The organism is Novosphingobium sp. (genome assembly GCF_036733805.1).
Taxonomy (GTDB): Bacteria; Pseudomonadota; Alphaproteobacteria; order Sphingomonadales; family Sphingomonadaceae; genus Novosphingobium.
In genome coordinates this window covers 43007-63095 of sequence record NZ_DAIMZT010000009.1, presented here as the reverse complement: position 1 = coordinate 63095, position 20089 = coordinate 43007, and the positions used below count along the sequence as shown (strand labels likewise).

13 protein-coding genes and 1 tRNA gene are annotated in these 20089 nt (G+C 62.1%); 4 read left to right on the top strand and 10 right to left on the bottom strand.

Annotation, left to right across the window (positions count from 1 at the left end; genetic code table 11):
- Positions 1–41 precede the first annotated feature (41 nt).
- A tRNA-Ser gene (locus tag V7D69_RS04215) sits at positions 42–131 on the bottom strand.
- Between the two features lie 154 nt (positions 132–285).
- Between V7D69_RS04215 and hspQ the strand changes: the two genes are divergently transcribed.
- Complete coding sequence (gene hspQ, locus V7D69_RS04210; protein ID WP_324064339.1) at positions 286–666, top strand: heat shock protein HspQ; 381 nt, start codon at positions 286–288, stop codon at positions 664–666.
- A 345-nt stretch (positions 667–1011) separates the two neighbouring features.
- Here the strand turns inward: hspQ and V7D69_RS04205 are convergent, their stop codons facing one another.
- From V7D69_RS04205 to astD, 4 genes are all read right to left on the bottom strand, one after another.
- The gene (locus V7D69_RS04205; RefSeq protein WP_333605140.1) at positions 1012–3252 is read right to left on the bottom strand and encodes a putative bifunctional diguanylate cyclase/phosphodiesterase; all 2241 of its coding nucleotides are present in this window, start codon (positions 3250–3252) and stop codon (positions 1012–1014) included.
- Between the two features lie 152 nt (positions 3253–3404).
- The gene (locus V7D69_RS04200; RefSeq protein ID WP_324064206.1) at positions 3405–4424 is read right to left on the bottom strand and encodes an arginine N-succinyltransferase; all 1020 of its coding nucleotides are present in this window, start codon (positions 4422–4424) and stop codon (positions 3405–3407) included.
- Entirely contained in the window at positions 4421–5626 is a 1206-nt protein-coding gene (locus tag V7D69_RS04195) for a hydrolase (protein WP_324064205.1), read from the bottom strand. The genes V7D69_RS04200 and V7D69_RS04195 overlap by 4 nt, the downstream gene beginning before the upstream one ends.
- On the bottom strand, positions 5623–7041 hold the full coding sequence (gene astD, locus V7D69_RS04190) for a succinylglutamate-semialdehyde dehydrogenase (protein WP_324064204.1): 1419 nt from the start codon (positions 7039–7041) through the stop codon (positions 5623–5625). Before astD ends, V7D69_RS04195 begins: the two co-directional genes overlap by 4 nt.
- Before the next feature lie 262 nt (positions 7042–7303).
- Here astD and V7D69_RS04185 point away from each other — a divergent pair, with 262 nt between their 5' ends.
- A complete protein-coding gene (locus tag V7D69_RS04185) occupies positions 7304–9637 on the top strand; it encodes a glycosyltransferase family 4 protein (RefSeq protein WP_333605139.1) in 2334 nt (777 codons plus the stop codon).
- Positions 9609–10919: a glycoside hydrolase family 130 protein gene (locus V7D69_RS04180; RefSeq protein WP_333605138.1), complete on the top strand. Its 1311-nt coding sequence runs from the start codon at positions 9609–9611 to the stop codon at positions 10917–10919. The genes V7D69_RS04185 and V7D69_RS04180 overlap by 29 nt, the downstream gene beginning before the upstream one ends.
- Before the next feature lie 15 nt (positions 10920–10934).
- Here the strand turns inward: V7D69_RS04180 and V7D69_RS04175 are convergent, their stop codons facing one another.
- The 5 genes from V7D69_RS04175 to zwf form a co-directional block, all read right to left on the bottom strand.
- Positions 10935–13718 carry a phosphoenolpyruvate carboxylase gene (locus tag V7D69_RS04175; protein ID WP_333605137.1) on the bottom strand — a complete coding sequence of 928 codons (2784 nt, stop codon included), beginning with the start codon at positions 13716–13718 and terminating at the stop codon, positions 10935–10937.
- Positions 13715–14308, bottom strand: coding sequence for a bifunctional 4-hydroxy-2-oxoglutarate aldolase/2-dehydro-3-deoxy-phosphogluconate aldolase (eda, locus tag V7D69_RS04170; RefSeq protein ID WP_333605142.1), 594 nt, complete (start codon positions 14306–14308; stop codon positions 13715–13717). Before eda ends, V7D69_RS04175 begins: the two co-directional genes overlap by 4 nt.
- A 32-nt stretch (positions 14309–14340) precedes the next feature.
- On the bottom strand, positions 14341–15330 hold the full coding sequence (gene glk / locus V7D69_RS04165; protein WP_333605136.1) for a glucokinase: 990 nt from the start codon (positions 15328–15330) through the stop codon (positions 14341–14343).
- Positions 15327–17141 (bottom strand): phosphogluconate dehydratase, encoded by a 1815-nt coding sequence (gene edd / locus V7D69_RS04160; RefSeq protein WP_324063017.1) that lies wholly within the window; start codon positions 17139–17141, stop codon positions 15327–15329. The genes glk and edd overlap by 4 nt, the downstream gene beginning before the upstream one ends.
- An 88-nt stretch (positions 17142–17229) precedes the next feature.
- A complete protein-coding gene (zwf, locus tag V7D69_RS04155; protein ID WP_333605135.1) occupies positions 17230–18672 on the bottom strand; it encodes a glucose-6-phosphate dehydrogenase in 1443 nt (480 codons plus the stop codon).
- A gap of 235 nt (positions 18673–18907) precedes the next feature.
- Between zwf and V7D69_RS04150 the strand changes: the two genes are divergently transcribed.
- The gene (locus V7D69_RS04150) at positions 18908–19894 is read left to right on the top strand and encodes a sensor histidine kinase (protein ID WP_333605134.1); all 987 of its coding nucleotides are present in this window, start codon (positions 18908–18910) and stop codon (positions 19892–19894) included.
- The last annotated feature ends 195 nt before the right edge of the window (positions 19895–20089 follow it).

The following is a 20089-nucleotide window of genomic DNA, read 5'->3' as shown; positions in this document are numbered from 1 at the left end:
TTACGTTCTCTGACAACGCCCAATATGAAAGTCAGACAAATTGGCGGAGAGGGTGGGATTCGAACCCACGGTACGGTTGCCCGTACACCGCATTTCGAGTGCGGCGCATTCGACCACTCTGCCACCTCTCCGCAAGAGATCGCGATGCGACGGAGAACCGCCGGTCGAGGGAAGCGCGCCGGTAGCTCACTTGGTGTCGCTTGCCAAGCCCTCCATTACGTAAAATGCGGGGATCACCCGGATGGTTCGCTTGTCTCAAGTATAGGCAATTCCTATATCGTGCGCATGAACAGGGCATCTTTCTTTTCACCTCAAGCCGGTCGGATCATCGATGCACCCCGGCAGACGCAGGCGCGTTTTGCCATTGGCGATATTGTGCGTCACAAGAATCACGATTTTCGCGGCGTGGTTTTCGATATCGACCCGGTTTTCGCCAATAGCGAGGAATGGTATCAGTCGATCCCTGTGGAGGTGAGGCCAGGGCGTGAACAGCCTTATTATCATCTTCTCGCCGAGAATGCGGAGTCCAGTTACGTCGCTTACGTGAGCCAGCAGAATTTGACGGCTGACGCCGAAGGCGGCCCGGTGGATCACCCGTCCCTCTCGCAGATCTTCGAGGACTATCGCAACGGGCGCTACCATTTACGCCGCGGTTTGGCTCACTAGGCGGCGTGGACAAATTCCCTGCAGCCACGGTTGCCCTGTAATAGGCCCTGGCAAGGCGCGGGGCCGCAGACAGAGTGGGCCTCTTTCAAGGCCGCGCAACGCCGCCGGGGCCTATTACAGGGCAACCCCGCAGGGGCTGGGCCAAAAGCCGCCACTTCCGCGTCAGTTCGACTTGACGTATCGACATACGCCTTCGTCTTACCTCCTTGAATTGACGGCTTTTGACTCCAGCCGTGGCTGCGGGGAATTTGTCCACGCCGCCTAGAGCGCCTGCGCCGGTGGGGGGCAGGCTGCCTGCCTGCCCCGCTGATGCGCGCGGGTGCCTGAGATCAGAAAACCGGGGGATCAGGAAGCGTGTGAGGTTGAGCCGCCGACGACGCGGGCAACGTTCGTGGACGTCTCATTCAACATCGCCGTGATCTGTTCGGCTGGCATTGGTCTTGCCAGCAGATAGCCTTGAACTTCGTGACATCCGACGCTGCGCAGGAAGGCATGCTGTTCGTGGTTCTCGACCCCTTCCGCCGTCAGGTGAAGCCCATTGGCGCTTGCCAGGGCGACAATGGCTTCCACCAGAGCGGCGCCTGGCACAGTGCTTACAGCCTGTACGAAGGACCGGTCGATCTTGATGCGATCAACCGCGATATCGCGGATGTGGCTGAGTGAAGAATAGCCAGTGCCGAAATCGTCAAGCGCGCAAGCTACACCCAAGGCGCGCAATTCACGCAGCGACGTCGCGACTTCGCTGGATGCCTCCATCAGCGCCGTTTCGGTGATCTCGACTTCCAGTCGCCTCGGTTCCAGGCCGGTTTCCGCCAGGATGGCGCGGACTGTCTCGACGAACTTGCGGTCGCGAACCTGCACGGGCGAGACATTGACTGCCACCCGCAGATCGGGCCAGGCGCGCGCATCCAGCGCGGCGCGACGCATCACCCACGGCCCTAGCACCTCGATCAAGCCCGATTCCTCCGCGGCGCGGATGAATGCGTCGGGGGTTACCAGGCCGTTTTCGGGATGCTCCCACCGCAACAGCGCTTCCACCCCGGTCATCTTGCAGGTTCGGGTTGAGAACACCGGCTGATAATGGACCCGAAGCTGGGCGTCGCAGTCCGCCAATGCCTTGCGCAATTCCCGATCGGTTGTCTCGCGGGCGCGCACCGCTTCATCCATGCTCGGGTCGAACAGGACATAACGGCTGCGCCCTCCCGCCTTCGCGCGATAGAGCGCGATATCCGCCTTGCGAGTCAGCTCCGTCCGATCGAGCCCGTGTTCCGGCGCGATCGCGACGCCGATGCTTGCGCCGATATAGGCATGAGAGCCCGAGACGTTGAAAGGCCGTTGCAGTTGCGAAACTATTCGCGAACATATGTGGTCGATAGCGTCGTGATCTTCCGGCTCGTTAATCAGGATCGCGAACTCGTCGCCGCCCAGCCGCGCGACGATATCATAGCCGCGCACTTCAGCCACGAGGCGCCTGGCGACCTGCCGGATCAGCGCGTCTCCGGCAGGGTGACCCAGCGTATCGTTGACCTGCTTGAATCGATCCAGGTCGATGTACAACAGCGCCAGCAGCGACTTGCGGCGACGCGATCGGTGAAGGGCCTCTTCGAAGCGCAGCTCGAACATGGCGCGGTTGCCAAGGCCGGTGAGGCCATCATGCATGGCCTGGTGCTGGGCTTGAGCCCGGCTTTCCTCCAGATCCGCCGTTCGCCGGGCAAGCCGGCTGGCCAGCATGTAAATCACGATGGTCGAAAGCAGCAGGACCAGGACCAGGACCGGCCCGACCACGGTGGTGACTTGACTGCCCGGTGCGAACGGTTCCCATACCAGGTAGCCGATCGTGTGTCCGCCGCGCGTGCTCAGGGCCACTGACGCTTCGTTGGGCTGGCTGCTCGGCGCAATTTGATAACGCGCCTTCGCCAGGCCGTACTGGCTGCCGATCCGTGCGAAAAAGTTATCGTCGAGAAAGACGATGCTGATATGCACAGCCTCATGTCCGGGCTGTTGTTTGATGGTCCCACTGTCGGAGACGATGGGCTTTGCGCTGATGATGGCGGGCCGCCCGCGCAATACGGCGAAGTCGGCGCTTCCTGGCGACAGCATTCCCGGATTGGACCGCGAGCCGGTTGCGGCTTCGGTTCGACGCAGCGTCGTCGCCAAAGGGTCTGCGATGTCCTCGACGGCGATATAGGTTTCCGGGATAGTGCGCTTGCCGTCGCGCATGGCGTATATCGGCTGATCCGATGGAGAAAGAATATAGACCTCGTCGAAGGCCGCATATTGGTAGAACCATGTTCCCAGATTGATGTCGACCCAGTTCACCTCCAGCGGACGCTTGCGCATCTGGAGCACGGCCGCGTCCCAGACGGTGGACGATTCCTGAGCATGCGCGACGCGTTCAACACTCTGCTCGAGCACTAGCGCAACGATCGCTCGATCCCGTTCGCGGGCAATGCGATCGACTTCGCGGTCGGACCAGAGCAGAACGACGACGATGAGCGCCGCGATGCCCAGAGCGGCAAACACGATGGCCGGCGTGAAATTCGCCACCAGGGGTATGCGGCCCACGTTTTTGTTTCTGCGCGACACGGCGAAGCTCCTAGACATGGGAGCGATTATTTTTGGTTAATACGACGCCCGTTCAAATTCGGAGGCAACGGTTTGCAGTCCGTGCCGGGTCAGTGGTCGACGCCAAGCCATGCAGGCCCCTGCCGGTCCCTCCCATTGTTGAGCGCAAGCGGTTATCCGGGCGCGTAAGTGATCCTATCCCCCACACTCACGCCCAGCAGTTTCGCCGCCGCCGTGCCGAGCGTCACGCCATCGCCGTTCTTGTTTACGTAGCCAAGGCAGGCGCGAAACCGGGCCAGGTCGCCGACCGCAATGATTTGGATGGGGGCCCCACCGGGCGCGTCGGAGACCGCAGTGACGACCGCATCCTTTGCCTCGCGAATGGTGCGGATGCGGTCCGTATCGACGATCATCGTGGGGCCACCGTCGAAGATGTCGATGTAATTCTGGAAGACGAAGCCTTCGTTTTCCAGCATCCGCATCGCAGGCCGGCCGGAATAATGTGCCTGCCCCATGACCTGCCGCGCCGCCTCGGAAAGTAAGGCGGTGTAAATCGGGTGCTTGGGCATAAGGTCGGCGATGAACTGATTGCCGTGCTTCGCATTAAATTCATCGGCGTCGCGAAAGCTCATATCGAAGAAGCGACCGGCCAAGCCATCCCAAAATGGCGAGTTACCGGCATCATCGATGGCGCCGCGCAGTTCGGCCAGCGTGCGGTCGGCGAACCTTCGCCGATGGGCGCGCATGAAGAGATAGCGGCTGCGGGAAAGCAGCTTGCCCACGCCCGCCGAACGGTCCGCCGCGTCCAGGAAAAGTCCGCCTACTTCGCTTGATCCGTCAAGGTCAGTGCAAAGTGTCAGCATTTCGGCCCGGAACGTACGGTCAAGCTCCTTGGAATGCTGTGTGATGCGCCCGATGCGGTAGGAATAGAAGGGCAGTTCGGTGCCGACCTGCGCCAGGATCTGACAGGTGCCGTGAACCTTTCCGGTGGCAGTGTCCTCCAGGATGAAGACGAACAGGTCGTCGCTGACGACCTCCTCGTCGCGGGCGAAAGCCCCGGCGGCACGCTCCAGCTTGGCTTTAAGGGTGGGCTTGTCCGGGGGGAGGTTGGTAAAGCCGCCGCCTGTACCCTTGGCCATGCGGTAAAGCGCCTCAAGGTCTTTTTCGTGAGCGGCTCTGAGGAGAAAGGTCATATTGCAACACCCTGACGCTCTAACCTGCGCATCACCAGCGCGGTGAGGCGGGCACGGGCGTCAAGAGAGCTGACGAGCAGAAACTCGTCTGGTGAGTGAATCGCACCGCCCAGCGCCCCCATCGTGTCCAGCACGGGTAAATTGCAGGCGGCGATGTTGTTCCCATCGCAGACGCCGCCGCTGTCCTTCCATGTCATTGCCTGGCCGAGATCGGCGGCAGCGCTCGAGACCAGCGCATAGAGCGCTATGGTTGCCGGCCCCACCGGTTTAGGAGGGCGCGATATGCCGCCGGTCAGATGGACGGAGACGTCATGCGCGGCGGCGACTGCGGCGATCGCGTCGTCAATCATGACGCGCGCTGTTTGGGTCAACTGGAGCGTGCGAGGTCGTACGTTGAAGTGGAGGATCGCCAAGTCGGGGACCACATTGTTGGGGGCGCCCCCTTCGATCCGGGCTGGGTTGACCGTCAATCCTTCCCGCCTTCTGGAGGCGAGCCGCAGGGCCAGATCGCTCGCGGCCACGATCGCATTGCGGCCGTCATCCGGATTGCGCCCGGCGTGAGCGGACTTGCCGCGTATGACGGCCGCATAATTACCCGATCCGGGGCGGGCGCGAACCATGGAGCCATCGGGAAGGGCGGGTTCGTATGTCAGCGCCGCCATCTTACCGCGCGCCAGTTCGGCGATCAGCCCCGCGGAAGAGAGAGAGCCGGTCTCTTCATCGCTGTTGATGAGCACGTCGTAGCCGAGTTTCGGATCGCCTCGTTCATAAGCGGCAAGTCCGGCGAGCATAAGCGCAAGGCCGCCTTTCATATCGGCAGTGCCGGGACCGCGGAGAAGGTGGTCATCCAGCCAGTCGCACGTCTGGAAAGGGTGATCCTTGGCATAGACCGTGTCCATGTGACCGGTCAGGATTACCCGCCGTTCCGCTTCGGGCCGCACGGAAATGATGAGATGGCGGCCATGGGATACGGCGCTCAGGCGTCCGTCGGAATCCACCTTCTCGACCGGCGCGGGTTCGATCAGCCGAATATCACCGGGCAGGGCGGAGAACGCCTGTGCCAGCCGATCGGCCATGACGGCGAGCCCTTCCAGATTGGCGGTGCCGCTGTTGATGACGGCCCAGTCGAGCGTGTGAGCAAGTATCGGGGCGCGGTCTATCGGTTCCAGGAGTGCCTGTTCTTCGATGGAAAGGCCGCTCACGGGCGCAACACTCCTGCCAGAGCGTCTCTGTTGCCCGCGGCGCTCTCAGCCTCGAAGCTGGCGACCGGGTACGCGCAATAATCAGCGGCGTAATAAGCGCTGGGGCGGTGATTGCCGCTTTCGCCGATGCCACCGAAAGGCATCGAACCCGCCGCTCCTGTCGTCGGCCGGTTGCGATTTACAACACCAGCGCGGCTCTCGAGGAGGAACCGTTGCCACAATATGTCGTCTCCAGTGATGAGGCCGGCGGAGAGGCCGAAGCGGGTCTGGTTGGCGGTGGCGATTGCGGCGTCGAAGTCGAAAACGCGCGAGACCTGAAGGATGGGCGCGAATATCTCCTCGTCAGGAACGGCGAGGCCGGTCACGTCTGCAATTCCCGGAGTAACGAAGGCTGCGCTGCGGCCTTCAAGACTCGCGAAGGGGTGGATCGTTCTTGCGCCCCGGTCCGTCAGCCTCTTGAACCGAGCCTTCGCCGAAGCGGAGGCAGCGTCAGAAATCAGCGGACCGATGTAGGGTTCCGGTCTTTCGTTCCAGGCACCGATCGCCAGGTGCGTGGCGAGATAGTCCACTGCCTGGATAAGTTTTTCGCCAAAGGCATTGTCCGGCACGATCAGGCGCCGCGCGCATGAGCAGCGCTGGCCAGTCGTGACGAAGGCCGATTGGATGACGATCGAGGCGGCCTCCTCCACCTCGCCGTCCCAGGCGACCAGCGGATTGTTGCCGCCCAGTTCCAGCGCAAGGATCACGGCGGGCCGGTCAGCGAAAGTCCGGCGAAAGTGCGCGCCCGCGGCTGCCGATCCGGTGAACAGAAGACCGTCGATGTCCTGCGCCAGAAGGGTCTCGCCAGTTTCCCTCGCCCCGTGGACAAGCTGAAACACACCTTCGGGCAATCCTGCCTCTGCCCACGCATCAGCCATTGCAACGCCGGTCGCCGGCGTCATTTCGCTCGGTTTGAATATTACCGTGTTGCCGGCGAGAAGGGCGGGGACGATATGTCCGTTAGGCAGGTGGCCGGGGAAGTTGAACGGGCCCAGTACGGCCATGACTCCGTGCGGCCGGTGTCGCAGCACGGCCTCTCCGAAGGGAGTGACGGATCGCCTCTCGCCAGCCCGTTCAGCTTGGGCCGCGATCGAGATGTCTACCTTGCCGATCATCGAAGCCACTTCGGCGTGACTTTCCCATAGCGGCTTGCCGGTTTCGCGGGAAATGGTCTCCGCTATCGTGGTTTTGCGCGCTTCCAGCACGGTTTTGAAACGCCGTCCTGCGTCCACGCGAGCTTCTGCCGACAGCGCCGCCCAGTGGGGAAAAGCCTGGCGCGCGCGCTGGAGCGTCGCGGAAATGCTTTCCGGGCCGGTTATCTCGCCTTCCCATACGAGTTCGCCGGTGGCGGGATCCAAAGATTGCAGCACGTTCATTCCGCGCTCCTCACCGCGATCATGCTCCTGGCCTTGCCACTGTTGATCGTGAGGGTCTCGGGTAGGGACCCCTTGTTAATTTATTGCGTGGTCATGCAATATAAGGAGCGAAAGATCGGAAGTCCACGCGGTTCTCCTCCATCGCATGGCCCACGAGCCCCCAAATCCAGCAACTATCCGGTTTTTTTTCTCCAGACCGGGAAACCGACTCGGGCATCGGGATTTGTGACAATGCAACAGATCGATTTTCCACGGAGTTCGCATGAACCGTTTTTCGCGTCACGTCGATTTCGCGACGACTTCGGCTTCCGCGGAAATACATTCCATTTTCGAAGCCGCATCCTTGCCTCCCCCTCGAGCGATGCGGATAGCGCTGGTCGGCAATTTTACCCCGCGCCGATGCGGCATAGCGACTTTCACGTCGGACATCGCCGCGACACTGCGTCAGTTTCATCCCGAGATTAGTGTCGATGTCTATGCGTTGGACGATCCGGCGCAGCCGCTGGTCTATCAGGGCATTGCGGGAACGATAGCTGCCGACGATCCGGAGGATTATGCGCGCGCCGCCCGCCGGATCAACGAATCGGGTGTCGATGCCGTGTGGATTCAACATGAGTTCGGCATTTTCGGGGGCGAGGACGGTGAGATGGTGTGCGGTTTCGCCAGTCGCCTGGCCGCGCCGCTGGTGTTGACATTGCATACCGTGCTGAGTGAGCCGACCAATCGCCAGCACGCGATCCTGCGATATCTGATAGCGCGCGCTTCGCGTATTATGGTGATGTCGAAATATGCGCGCGACCTGCTGTCGGAACGTTTTGATGCTGACCCTCGGATCCTTCAGGTCATCGACCATGGGGCGCCGGACCGGCCCTTCGGTCGCCACGACCAGTTCAAAGCTCAGCTCGGACTGAGCGGGGGCATGGTGCTCACCACGTTCGGGCTGCTGGGGCCGGGCAAAGGGCTGGAAAAGGCGATTGGGGCGCTTCCGGCGATCGTGACGCGCCATCCGCAAGTGATCTATCGCATTGTAGGCGCAACGCACCCAAATCTGCTCGCGCGGGAGGGGGAAACTTATCGAGACAGGCTGGCCGCATTGGCTCAGGAATTGGGTGTCGCCGATCATCTCGCATGGGACAACCGCTTCCTGGACACTCATGAACTCTTGGATCAGCTTGAAGCGTGCGACATCTATATTACCCCCTATCCGGGGCTGCATCAGTCGACCTCCGGTACACTCAGCTATGCCGTCGCGTTGGGCAAGGCCGTGGTTTCCACCCCTTATGCTCATGCGCGCGAGCTATTGGCGGGCGGCGTCGGGTTGCTGATCGAACCTGGCTCTCAGGACGCCATTGCGGAGGCTGTCAATCGTCTGCTCGATGCGCCTGATGAACTCGCGGCGATGCGGCGTCGGGCCTATGCACGGGGACGCGAGACCATCTGGCCCCGCTTTGCCGATGCCTCGGCGCGGCTGATCGCAGCGGCCTTGCCGCCCGAGCCCTGCTGTCCTCCCATGACGGCGATTCCGGGTCTTTCGGCGGTTCTGGCAATGAGTGACGCTACGGGTATACTTCAACATTCGATTGGCGTGGTTCCCGATCGGCACCATGGTTATTGCCTGGATGACAACGCACGCGCACTGATGCTGATGAACGTGGCGCGGGGCGTACCCGCCGCCGAGCGGATGCAGCGCAGCCTCGCTTATGCCGCCTTCGTGCAGTCAGCATGGAATCCGGAACGCGGCCGCTTTCGCAATTTCATGCGCTTTGACCGATCCTGGTGCGAGGGTGAAGGATCGGAAGATGCAAACGGTCGCGCGGTCTGGGCCCTGGGCCAGACCTGGGAACGGGCAGCCGACCGAGGCTTGGCTGATTGGGCGCTGCAGCTTTATGAACAGGTGCAGCCTTCCATCGCCGAAATGGGCTCGCCGCGCGCGATCGCTTTTGTCATGCTTGGGGCTAGCGCGGTCCTGCGCCGCACCCCCAATCACAATTTGTCGATCGAACTGGTGAAACGCGGAGCCGATATTCTCGTGCGGCTGCTGTGCGAGGGGCGTAGGCCGGACTGGGCCTGGTTCGAGGCGGTGCTGGGATACGATAATCCTCGGCTCTCACAGGCCCTTGTCGAAGCCGGCATGGCGCTGGGGCGGGAAGACTGGACTGATGCCGGGCTTGAAACCTTGCGCTGGATCTGCGCGCAACAGGTCTCCAGCCGTTCCCAGTTCCGCCCGATCGGCTCTGAAAGTTTTCATAAGTCGCACGTCTACCTGCCATTCGATCAGCAACCGCTGGAGGCTCAGGCGGCCATCGAGGCCGCGAAATCCGCCTGGTACGCAACAGGGGACATGTTCTGGATCGATCATGCAGAAATTGCCTGGCGGTGGTTTTTCGGTGGCAACGACCGTGGCGCCGTCCTGGCCGATATGGCGACCGGTCGATGCCACGATGGCTTGACCCCGCGCGGCATCAATACAAATTGCGGAGCGGAATCGATCCTGGCATTCCAGCTTTCGCATTACGCCATGATGGAACTTGCCCAGGCGGCGCCGATCTCGCCGGAAGGAGGGGTGCTTGAACAGGCCCGAGAAAGTCTGGTCTGATCCGCTGCACATCTTCGACACGCGCCTTCATGCCGATCCGGCGCGCGTGGTGCTGCGTCCGTTTCACCTCGGCTGGCAGGCCAGGAACGCGCCTGGCGACCGTGCATTGCGGCTGGTGGAGGATGTTTCGGCGTTGACCGAAGAGCGCGCCGCCCTTGAGTATGAAAGAGTGCTGCGGGATTTCAATGAGCGACATTGGCAGACCGAGAGGATCTTTGCCAATCGCTTTGCCGAAGTAGCCGGAAATCTTGCGCTTGATTCGTCTGACTTTTCAGAGACCAAGCAGCGCCTGATTGGTTCTTACTTCTGCCATGAATATACCTTCGCGGCGGCGGCACTCATGAATCCGTCAATCGTACCGGCCCCGGATCAGTCAGGCATGTGTAACGGGGCCGTCCGCTTCATCATGTCCCTGCGGGCCGTGGGTGAGGGGCACATCAGTTCGATCGCCTTTCGTGAGGGTATCGCTGAGGCAGACGGCACTTTCAGCCTGTGGCCTCAGGCGGCCTTTGCAACCGCACCCGACATCGATGAAGAGGAACCTTGCGATGCCGACGGCGTCATCGCGGTCCATAGACACCCGGAATCGAGCTTGTCCAACACCGTGATCTTTCCGATTACGGAGCCGCAGCGCGGTGGGCTTGAGGACTTGCGGCTCGTGCGTTTCGATCACGGCGGCGGCGATTATGAATGGATCGGCACTTACACTGCATATTCGGGCAGTTCCATCCGGTCCGAATTGCTGCGCACGCGCGATTTTCACGATTTCGATCTGGAGCCGATCCACGGTCGGGCCGGCCGTAACAAGGGAATGGCGCTGTTCCCCGAAAAGATCGACGGCTGCTTTGTCATGGTTGGCCGGCAGGACGGCAAAAACCTGTTCCTGCTTCGATCGGACCGGGTCGACCAGTGGGATAGCGAAGGCGTTCTCCTGATGGAGCCGAAGTTCCCCTGGGAGTTCATTCAGATCGGCAATTGCGGAAGCCCGATTCCAACCGACGAAGGTTGGCTTCTGTTCACCCACGGAGTAGGCGCCATGCGCAAGTATGCCCTTGGCTGCGCGCTGCTGGACAAGGCCGATCCGAGCAAGGTCCTGGCGCGCTCCATCGAACCTGTCCTGACCGCCGAAAATGCGGACAGGTCTGGTTACGTGCCGAACGTGATCTATACTTGCGGCGTGCTAAAGGTGGGCGAACGGCTGCTGATACCTTACGGGATATCCGACAGCACCGTGGGCTTCGCTACTTGCGAGATCGCGGCGCTGCTGCGTTTGCTTGATTAAGGTTCCGGCTTAATCCTATCCGTGCGCGCCGAACTCGTTCGCGAGTGCGGTCGTGATCCGGAGGGACAGTGCATAGGATCGCTCGATCGGATCGATGTAGTCCCGGTGGATGTGAGCATAACCGGTTGCGCTGGAATCCGGATAATCGCTTGGCTCGTTGACCGCGAAGTCGCTGATCGAAGGAAAGTGGACCGGGAAAGCGCGGCGCAGCTGCACGAGGGCGTCTTCGACGCGCAGGGTAAAGAACATCTCCAGCACATCCTCGCGGCTAATGTCGTTGGCGCGGCTGAACGGCGGCACCGTTACCGCGCGCAGGAACATGTGCTTGAAAAGCGCGATGCGCAGCGATTGCAACACGCCCAGACTCCGGCGGGTATGTTCGTGATCCGGCTCCGGTGTTTCATCGGGAACGAGATCAAACAGCTTGTGCAGCTTCATCGCATCCACCCTGAGGCGCGAGGCGAGGCGGCGGAACACGCCGACGCGATCATCCTTGGTGAGGTATTCAGCCAGCGTCAGGCAGGCTTCGGAGATATGCTGCTCGTCACCGCGATAAGGGCGGCTGGCCCAGTAGGCGGAATTGAACAGTTCGCCGTAAGCCGCGACCGTCTTGATCGAGGCGAGCGAGTTGGCGGCTCGCACCAGCCGGATCAGCTGCCGCCCGCGCGCGCTTTCGCGCAGCATCTCGGCAATCTCTTCCCGATTGCCGTCCGAAGCGGTGCCGACGCCTGCGATCACATTCACCGGATAGCCGAGCTGTTGCAGGATGGCGTTATGCGGAATTGCGCGGATCTGCCTCAGGCTCATGCCGCGATCGGCGGCCAGGTCCGACTGGCGGCGCGACTTGCGACTGCCGGTGTCATTAAGCAGGCCCAGCCCGAATGCAGTGATGGCGCGACTGTAGGTCTGGCTTTCCAGATGGGCGTGCTGGACGCGCCGTATCGCGCGGTAGAAATCAAGGCTGAGGTCCGTGCGGCGATAGAAGATATCGGTAGGGGCGTCCGCATCCGCGCCCCAGAGGGGCTTTTCGGCCATGCGCCTTAGCATCGCCAATGCCAGCTCATCCGAACCGAACCAGAGATAGCCGTCACCGCCCTGGAACGAGACTTCAGGCTCCAGCTTGATCCCGGCGCGCAGGAAACGGCGGCGCGCCCAGGGAGGCATCTGCCAGTCGAAGCGGTCGTCGATGCTGGATGGATGGCATCCGCGCCCCATGGATTCGCCGCCGGTGTTGAAGATCAATGCAGCCACATCGGTCAGACCGTTGGCGACCATCGCCTCTGCCAGTCTGCCCTGCAGGCGCTCGATCGCGAGGGCGGCGGGGATCTGGCCGACGAAGCGGCCCGCATCGGAAAAGCCTGTCTGGATCGAGACGCGGCCTCGCCTTCGGGCGTAATCGCGATAAGCGGGTTCGGCGAGGACAGCGTCCAGGAAGCGGCCGCCGTGTTCCAGCGCGCTTTCCGTTTCAAACAGCGGTGAGACATCGACCTTATCATCGATCCCGAACATCTTGGCAAAATAGAGCGCGGCGAGCACGGTCGTTGGCTGTTCGCATTCGGCCACCAGCATGCGGATCGGGGCGTCGGCGTCGATATGGGCGAGAATTTGCGCCATTGCTAAAAACTGGCGCACGGCGGTGCCGTTCTCTATAGCCAGAGCCGCGAAATTGGACCTCAGCGGCTTCACTTCGGCCAGCAGTTCGCGCATGCGCACCAGCGCTGCCTGACTGGCGAGGCTGAGCTTGCCGTCCGGATCGATGCGGCGGCGGATCGCATTCTGGAGCTGCGAGGCGTTCACGCGGAAATGAATCCAGCCCATGCCCAACCCGTCCGCGCGCATGGCCGCCGCGGTGAGCAGAAGCTGACGCGCGCCCTCGTTATCGGCGTGGCAGGCATCATGCTCCAATTCGGCGATGATCGCGGAAAGGCTGACCAGTTTGTCCGGGGAGTCGGCAGTGAGGGCGTTGGCGGCTTCGGACAGCGCTTCGGGCGCTGAAAGATCCTTGCAAAAGTTGTTCGCCATGTCGCGGGTGTGAGCGGCCGCCCGCTCAAGCCTGCTGGCGATTTCAGGGGCGGCAGCCGTCAGGCTTGCCGCATAATCGGCCAAGCGCATGGCCTTTTCTTCCAGGCGATAGCGGATGGACGTGGACCACCCGATATCGGTGCGGCCGTCCATGTCGTAGCCGACCCAAGTGGCGAAGCGCACGGGCATAGGTTGAAGGCTTTTCCAGCGTTTCGGCCAGCGGGCCGCGGCAATGTCCAGCAGGCGCGCGTTGATTCGATCGCGAGCCTTCTGTCCACGCGCCATCGCCTCCATGGCCCTTGCATGCTCATAATCGAGCGTAATCGTGTCGCGGTCCGCCGGCGCGGAGCAGACGGAATTGCTGAGGTCGCCACTGGAAGCGGAGAGGGCCACTGCCTCGCTCTGTGCGGAAGTAAGCAGGAAAGTGGGGTGGGCGGTGAATACCACATGCGCGGCGGGACGCTGCCAGCGCGCGGCGAAGGCGGAGAAATCGTCCTCTTCGGCGGCGGCGTCAATCCGCGTATCATTTTCGACCAGTGGAATGGTCTCGAGTATTCGGTGAAGCCGGGCCGCGCGGGCGCGAAGGCCCTCGCACTCCATTTCAGCAACAAGGGCCTCTATATCATGTAGGCTCATCTCGCCATTTTCGAGCCTGCGCGAAAGTTCGTGGCCAAGTTGAAAGACCGGATTGTAAAGCGGTGTCTGCGCCGTCAGCTTATGCAGTTCCTGTAACCGCGCCTCGAGGTCGTTGACCGTGGAAAGCGCCGGCTCGCTCATCGTGCAAGCGCCGATGCCGTGCGTGCCGCCGCTTCGATCCTCGCCCGATCCGGCGGGCCTGCAGGCACCATCCAGCTTCCCCCGACACACAACACCGCCTCAAGCGCCAACCACTCGGGCGCATTGTCGATAGTCACTCCGCCGGTCGGGCAGAACTTTGCAGCTGCCAACGGGGCCGCGATTGCTTTCAACGCGGCCGGACCTCCGGCGTACATGGCTGGAAAGAACTTGAGCCGGTCGAATCCAAGTTCAAGCGCAAGCATCACATCGCTGGCATTGGCAGTGCCGGGCAGGAAGGGCACGCCAGACAGGATGGCCGCTTCTCCCAATTTCGGAGTGAGGCCGGGTGACACGATGAACTCGGCCCCCGCGTCGATTGCGCGCGTGAGATCGTCAGGCGACAGCACCGTGCCGGCACCCACCACCACGCCGGGCACCTGCTTCATCATCTTGATCGCTTCGATCGCGCATTCGGTGCGTAGAGTCACTTCAAGCGCGAGAAGACCGCCCGCCACCAGTGCCTCGGCGACGGGCAAGGCGTGCTGGACGTCTTCTATCACCAAGACCGGGATCACCGGCGCGAGGCGCATGACCTTTTCGACGGCGGCGGAAGATGCGGTCGTCACTGCAAGTGCTCCCTGGCAAAGGCGGCGGCCGCGCCGAACAGGCCCGGCTGGGGGTGAATGATGAGCTTTACGGGCATGGCAGCCATAAGGCCCGCGAAGCGCCCCTTAGCGCAGAACCGCTGCGCGAAACCGGATCTCAGGATCGTCTCGCGAATGCGGTAGCCGAGGCCGCCCGCGATAACGACCGCGCAGGCGCCGTGAGCCAATGCATAATCGCCGGCGGCGGAGCCAAGCGAGAGGCAAAAGCGGTCGACCGCGGCAGTGGCCAGGTCATCTTCGCCTGCGATTGCGGCAGTCCAGATATCAACGTCGCTGAGCAAATGGACCGCCCGGTCCTCCATCGTCGTCAATGTTTCGTAAATGTCGACGATGGCGGGTCCGGAAACCACACGTTCGACGGACACTCTCAGATAGCGCTTTCTCAGGCGCGCAAGGATCGCGTCCTCGACCTGGTCGAGCGGCGCGAAATCGATGTGGCCACCTTCCGTGGCCTGCACATGGTAACCACCGGTCCCGTCCCGCCGGAGATAAGCGACGCCGAGGCCGGTGCCGGGGCCGATCACGCTGACGGTGCCGGGTGAGGGGAGAGTGGCTGCGGGTGGACCTGCAAGATGGAGAAATTGATCGGCGCCGGCGCTAGCAACGGCATGCGCAACTGCGGCAAAGTCATTGATGACTGTCTGCCGCTCGACGCCCAGCTCGTCGCCGATCCGCGCGGGATGGATGATCCAGGGATTGTTAGTGAAGCGAATGACATCGCCGCCCACCGGCCCTGCGATCGACAGGGCGACGGCGGGCGGAAGAGAGCCGCCGTTCGCGTCCTTGAATGCCTGCCAGGCGGTTTGGAAACTGGCATGGTCCTTGGTATGGAGCGTGACCGGCTTGCTTAACGCGATAGCGCCGTCGGGCATAACCGTTGCCAGCGCAAAGCGCGCATGCGTGCCGCCGATGTCAATGGTGACGAGTTGGACTGGTGCGTCCGTCACAGCCCCGCTGCCTCCAGCATGGCCGAGCCGCCCCGTTCCGCGCTGCCGGCGTGCATCCGCAACAAAGTGAAGAGCTCGCGGCCCATACCCTTTTCAGCAGCCGATGGAGTGGTTGGCGCGCGCGCCGAAAGATCGGCGGCCGTCGATAGCGAGCCTTCGTCGGCCGAGAGGCGCACCACGTCGCCGTCGCGCAACAGGGCCAACGGTCCGCCGCCGAGCGCTTCGGGTGAGACATGAATAGCCGCCGGCACCTTGCCGCTTGCGCCTGACATACGCCCGTCTGTCACCAGCGCGACTTTATGGCCCCGGTCTTGCAGCACGCCGAGGGGCGGCGTGAGCTTGTGCAATTCGGGCATGCCATTGGCGCATGGTCCTTGGAAACGGACTACAACCACGACGTCACGGTCCAGTTCGCCTGCCTTGAACGCCTGAGCCACTGCTTCCTGCTTGTCGAATACCCGACAAGGCGCCTCGATAGTCCAGCGCTCCTTGTCGACTGCGCTGGTCTTGAAGATCGCGCGGCCAAGATTGCCGGATACTAAGCGCATTCCACCGTCCGACTGGAACGGATCGACCACGGTTCGCAGAATGGTTTCATCGCCGCTGACCGTCGCCGCCGGCTTCCACGCCAGCGTGCTCTCCGTCAACAGGGGTTCGCGAGCGTAAGCGCTCATCCCGTCTTCGGCCACGGTGAGGATATCCGCATGCGCCAGCCCTGCCTGCAGCAGTTCGCGCACTACCCAAGCCATGCCTCCGGCTTCGTGGAAGTGATTCACGTCGCCCGAGCCATTGGGATAGACCCGCGCAATCAACGGCACCACGCCGGAAAGCTCATCAAAATCCTGCCAATCGATCACGATGCCGGCCGCGCGCGCCATGGCCGGCAAGTGAATGGCATGATTGGTGGACCCTCCTGTCGCCAACAGGCCGACTATCGCATTGACGATCGCCTTTTCGTCCACGATCCGCGCCATGGGCCGATAGTCGTTGCCTTTGCGGGTCATGCCCGCCAGCCGGTGAACGGCGGCGCGCGTCAGCGCCTGACGCAGCGGCGTGCCGGGCTGGACGAAAGCGGCGCCCGGCACATGTAGGCCCATCATCTCCATCATCATCTGATTGGAATTGGCGGTGCCGTAGAAGGTGCAGGTGCCCGGCGAATGATAGCTGGCGCTTTCGCTGGCGAGCAGATCGTCCCGGCCAACCTTGCCCTCTGCATAAAGTTGGCGGACCTTCTGCTTCTCCTTGTTGGAAATGCCCGTCGGCATGGGTCCCGCAGGAATGAAGACGGCAGGCAGATGGCCGAAACGCAACGCGCCGATCACCAGGCCGGGCACGATCTTGTCGCAAATTCCCAGCATCGCCATGCCGTCGAACATGGCATGGCTGAGCGCGACCGCAGTGGAGAGGGCGATCGTGTCGCGGCTGAACAGCGATAGCTCCATGCCGGGAAAACCCTGCGTCACACCGTCGCACATTGCCGGCACGCCGCCGGCGACTTGCGCCGTGGCGCCGATCTCCCGCGCGAAGAGCTTCATCTGATCCGGATAGCGCCCATAAGGCTGATGCGCGCTGAGCATGTCGTTGTAAGCAGTGACTATGCCCAAATTGATCGTGCTTCCGGCGGCGATGGCCGTTTTATCATCGCCTGCTGCGGCAAAACCATGCGCAAGGTTGGAGCAGGAGAGGAAGCCACGGTCGGAGTGCCGATCAGCTTCGTGCGCGGCGAGGTCCAGGTATTGCGCGCGGCTCGTCTTCGAACGTTCGATGATGCGGTCGGTAACGCGCGCGACAACCGGGCTGAGGTTGCTCATGGACTACTCCTGAATTTCCAGTCCGGCTGCCGTCGCCCCACCTAGGACGCCTGCGACCGGTATCGGCGTATCTCGAGGTGAGCTGGCCTCACTCGTGCCAGGTCACGCCGTCGCGTTCGGCAAGAGCGATGGCTGCGGACGGGCCCCAGCTTCCTGCAGTATAAGTCTTCGGCTCCAGCCGCTGTTCCGCCCATCCGATACGGATGGAATCAATCCAGTCCCATTGCGCCTCCACCTCGTCGCGGCGAACGAAGAGCGTCTGATCGCCTTCGATGAGATCAAGCAGCAGGCGCTCGTAAGCGATGCGCCGTTGCGGCCCCGCGAAGGCGTCCGGCGTGGTGATGGCCAAGGGGATCGAACGCAGGCCGAAACCCTCGCGATCAAGGCCGGGAACTTTCGCCATCAGGGAGAGCGTGATGTTTTCGCTGGGCTGGATGCCGATGACCAGCCGGTTGGGCACGGTCCTGGCTCCGCGGCCGGTGAAGATCGAATGCGGCACATCACGAAATTGCACGACGATCTCGGTCGTCCGGCGGGGCAGGCGCTTGCCGGTTCGCAGGTAGAATGGCACGCCTTGCCAGCGCCAGTTGTCGATATGCGCCTTGATGGCGACGAACGTCTCGGTATTCGACGGCTTACCCAGCTCCTCATCATAGCCTGGAACGGCCTGGCCGCCGATTGCGCCTGCTCGGTATTGGCCAATGACGGTTTCGCTTGTCTGCACCTTTCGTAAGGAGCGCAGCACCTTTACCTTCTCGTCACGCACATTCGTTGCGTCGTAGGAAACCGGCGGTTCCATGGCTACCAGGGCGAGCAATTGCAGCATGTGATTCTGCACCATGTCGCGCAGTGCCCCGGCATCGTCGTAGAACGCGACGCGGCCTTCCAGGCCCACCGTTTCCGCGACGGTGATCTGCACGTGATCGATGTGCGCGGCATTCCACAGGGGTTCGAACATCAAGTTGGCAAAGCGCAGCGCCAGCAGGTTCTGGACCGTCTCCTTTCCCAGATAATGGTCGATGCGATAGATCCTATCCTCTGGAAATGCGGCTGCCACAGCGTCATTGATGATCCTGCTGGAGGCGAGGTCGACGCCGAGGGGCTTTTCCAGCCCGATCCGCACCTGTGCGCCCGCAAGCCCGCTTTTTTCCAGGCCGCGAATAGTAGGCTCGAACAAGCTGGGGGCGGTCGAGAGAAAGATGGAAAGCCCGTCCTGCGGGGCGCCGACTTTACGCGCCAGCGACTGGAACCCTTCGGCTTGACTGGCATCAAGTGGTTGATAGCTCAGCCGGTTCAGAAAGGTTGCCATGCCGCCGCGGCGGTTTGCCGGCAGAAACTGCTCGAGCGATTCGCGCACCAGATTGCGGAAGCCCTGATCGTCCAGGTCTGATCGCGCAGTGCCGACGATCTCTATGCCCGGATTAAGCAGGCCCTCCGCATCGAGAGCGCAAAGCGAGGGAAGAAGCATTCTGCGGGAAAGGTCGCCAGTCGCGCCGAAGACAAGGAGGCGATCGGAAATGAATTTCGTCACGTAAACCTTTCCACCGACGACCGCGCTTCTCATCGCGGCCTATTTAGGGGGCATAGGCAGGCCGGCCTGCGCACTTGCAGCATAGCGAGAGTGTATGGGGAACACCAGCGCACAGCGCACCGGAATGGCGCTTTGCATGGCATTTACAGGCGGCTTGTGAATTTGGCGGTGTTTGCGGTTGCCAGTGGCGCGCCGCCGAAGAATATTGGGCCGGTCGAACCGGAGGAATTTGCGCATGCGCGTGGATGGCGCTCATCTTCTTGAACAATTGCAGACCCCTGCGCTCATGGTGTCGCGGGGGCAGGTGCGCTTTGCAAATAGTGCCGCTCAGGAATTGCTGGGCACGCATATCGTCGGACAGGACGTGCGCATCGCCATCCGTGATCCCAAGGCCGTAGCCGCCATCCTCAGCGAAGGGGGCGGGGCAGCCCAAGTGTCCGGGCTTTCCACCGGAGGATCGGTGTGGGAAGTCGATTGTCGTGTGATCGGGCCGACTGAACGGGTTGTCAGCCTTTACGACTTGTCCGAGAGGGTCAGCGTTGCCAAAGCCCACGCCGATTTCGTGGCCAATGCCAGTCATGAATTGCGAACTCCGCTGGCCAACGTACTGGGATATGTCGAGACGCTGATGAATCCCAAAGCGGGCGGCGACGAGGCGGTCCGCAACCGTTTTCTGGAAACCATCCGGCACGAGGCGCAGCGAATGCAGGCGCTGATTTCGGATCTCATGTCGCTTTCCAGGATCGAGGCGGTGAAGCATGAAGTTCCTTCGGACCGCATTGACCTGGTCGCCCTTGCGCAAGAAGTGGCCGGCGAGTTTCGCGGCGGTGCCCGCGTGTCAGTGACTGCCGACTGTGCCGATGCTGTCATCGCCGGAGATCGTGGACAGCTTTCCCAGGTTTTGCGTAATCTTATCGACAACGCGCTGAAATACGGCAAACCGGGCGGGCTGGTCGAGGTGGGCGTGGAAGCGACGCCGACCGGGTGGGCCCTGGTGACCGTGCGTGACGAAGGAGATGGGATAGCGCCGGAGCACCTGCCGCGCATTACCGAACGCTTTTATCGTGCCGATACCAGCCGCAGCCGTGCCGCCGGGGGAACCGGGCTAGGGCTGTCGATCGTCAAGCACATCGTTGAGCGTCATCGCGGCCGCTTCGACATCGAAAGCCGGCTGGGATCAGGAACGACCGTATCGCTCATGCTTCCACTCAAGGATTCTTAAAGCGCCCGGCCTGCGCGGATGCGGGCTTTGTCTTCCCCGATCGGCCATCTCGTTGGGACTGGCAATCCCTAGGCATAGAACCCATTTAGCGAAAGCCGGCTTCCGCTCGGCTTCTTTGTGCCTGGTCAAGGTTTTGTTCGGGCCAGGATGGCAGACCGGAAAGACAAGAGGTCCTTGTGTTGTATATATGCAACA